Source organism: Sutterella sp., from assembly GCF_030539355.1.
Classification (GTDB): Bacteria; Pseudomonadota; Gammaproteobacteria; order Burkholderiales; family Burkholderiaceae_F; genus Sutterella.
Genome location: NZ_JAUNSF010000186.1, coordinates 1 through 2,307 on the forward strand (window position 1 = coordinate 1; position 2,307 = coordinate 2,307).

3 protein-coding genes are annotated in these 2,307 nt (G+C 62.5%); all 3 read left to right on the forward strand.

Annotated features, from left to right (window positions below):
* A partial coding sequence (locus tag Q4F91_RS13360; protein WP_368661020.1) for a TOBE domain-containing protein occupies window positions 1–143 on the forward strand: 143 nt, incomplete at its 5' end.
* A 337-nt stretch (window positions 144–480) separates the two neighbouring features.
* Window positions 481–816 carry a nucleotide pyrophosphohydrolase gene (locus tag Q4F91_RS13365; protein WP_303338224.1) on the forward strand — a complete coding sequence of 112 codons (336 nt, stop codon included), beginning with the start codon at window positions 481–483 and terminating at the stop codon, window positions 814–816.
* Window positions 813–2,307 (forward strand): DNA/RNA helicase domain-containing protein (locus tag Q4F91_RS13370; protein WP_303338225.1); only part of this gene is annotated, 1,495 nt, incomplete at its 3' end. The genes Q4F91_RS13365 and Q4F91_RS13370, both read left to right, overlap by 4 nt.

Sequence of the window (2,307 nt, forward strand, 5' to 3'; positions counted from 1 at the left end):
TCGTCATTGAAACCAAGGCCGGCGAGAAGATCGTCTCCACGATCACCTCCGGCTCGGCCGAGAGCCTCGGCCTCAAGGTCGGTGCCAAGGCCTACGCCGTGATCAAGGCCTCCGCCGTCATGGTCGGCGTCGATCACGAGTAATCCGTCACCACGGAACCAGTGAGCCGCTTCTGGAGCGGCGGCACCTCGAGGAACCCCGCGCGATGAACCGTCGCCGCGGGGTTTTCTTCGTCATGACACCGGGACGCCGGCCTGCATTTGTGGAGTTCGGCGGCGTTCGGCGGCCGGCTTCTGAAGCTACAATCAATGATGCGTCGAATTCCGGCACACTGTCGCGGCGGCCTCAGGAGAACCGAGGCCGGCGGCGAATATTCCAGCCAGCTTCACTCCTCTCATGGCCTCTGACAACAAAACACCGTCGAACACACCCGAGCCGGGCGGCAGAGGTGACTCCATCCGGGAGCTGACCCGGAAAATTGTGGAATTCCGGGATGCGCGGAACTGGCGGCAGTTTCACAACCCGAAGGACCTGGCGATCTCGATCTCGCTCGAGGCCGCGGAACTCCTCGAGGTTTTCCAGTGGTCCGGCGCGGACACCTGCGCCGGCACCGACCGGAAGATGGCGAAGGTCAGGGAGGAGCTCGCCGACGTGCTCATCTATTCGCTCCTGATGGCGGACGACCTCGGACTCGACGTCACGGAGATCGTCAGCCGCAAGCTCGAGGCGAACGGACGGAAGTACCCGGCTGACCGCGCCTGGGGCAAGTCCGACAAGTACACGGCCTACCTCCCGGACGAGGGGGATCAAAAATGATTGTCTACGAAGGGCTGAAGAGCGATTTTCTCGAGAGTGTCGTGCACGACACGATCGCGAGGGAAATCGAGCGGAAAATCCTCGAGAAAACAGGCCGGCGCACCGTGTCGAACGAATTCCAGTCCTGGAACAATTCGATGCAGTACATGTACAAGGTCATGAGCGACCCGGGGATCCCGTCCGACGCCGGCATCGCGATCGAGTACAACGTCCCGCAGACCGCGAAGCGCGTTGACTTCATGGTGAGCGGCTACGACGCGCAGGGCCGCCCGGGCATGGTGATCATCGAACTCAAGCAGTGGAGCGAACTCAAGGCCGTGCCCGCCTCGGAGGCCCTGGTCGAGACCTTCACCGGAAATGCGCTCCGCAAGGTCGTGCACCCCTCCTACCAGGCGTGGTCCTATGCGCAGCTGATCGCCGACTACAACTCGGCCGTGCAGGACGAGCGCATCCGGCTCATCCCGTGCGCCTACCTCCACAACTATCTGCGCAGCGACAACGACCCCGTCGACGACCCGCAGTACAGCCTCTACCGCACCGAGGCGCCGGTCTTCACGAAGGGGCAGGTGCCCGAGCTGAGAGAGCTGATCAGGCGGTTCGTCACGAAGGGCGACCGCAAGGCGGTCCTCTATCTCATCGACCGCGGCAAGATCAGGCCATCGAAAAGCCTGCAGGACTCGATCGCCTCGATGATCAGGGGGAACCGCGAGTTCGTCATGATCGACGAGCAGCGGGTCGTGTACGAGGAGGTTCTGAAGATCGCGCTTCAGTGCCAGCGGGACGGCAAAAAGAGAACCGTCATCTGCAAGGGCGGCCCCGGAACGGGAAAGAGCGTGATCGCCGTGCAGCTTCTCGCCGAGCTCACGCAGCGCGATCAGTTCGTGCAGTACGTCTCGAAGAACCTCGCGCCCCGGCAGGTGTATCTGCAGAAATTGAAGGGCGGCGTCAGGCTCTCGGGCGTCGAAAACCTCTTCAAGGGCTCGTCGACCTACGTCAAGGTCGGCCGCAATCAGATCAATACGCTCATCGCGGACGAGGCGCACCGCCTCGAGGAAAGAAGCCAGTACACGAAGAAGACCGGGAATGAAAACCAGATCAAGGAGATCATCCACGCGGCATGCTGCTCGGTCTTCTTCATCGACGAGCGGCAGCGCGTGACGATGTCCGACATCGGCTCGGTCGAGGCCATCCGCCAGTGGGCGCAGAAGGAAGGCTCGGCCGTGACCGAGATGGAGCTCGTCTCGCAGTTCCGCTGCAACGGCTCGAACGGCTGGCTCGCCTGGGTCGACGACATGCTCGACATCCGACGGACCGCGAACTACTCGCTCGAGGGCCTCGACTACGAGGTCGAGCTCTTTGACGACCCCGAGGCGATGCGGCAGAAAATCCTCGAGAGAAACAGGATCGCCAACCGCGCCCGCATTCTGGCCGGCTACTGCTGGGAGTGGGACAAGGCTCACAAGGACGAAACGAACTTCCACGACATCCGGA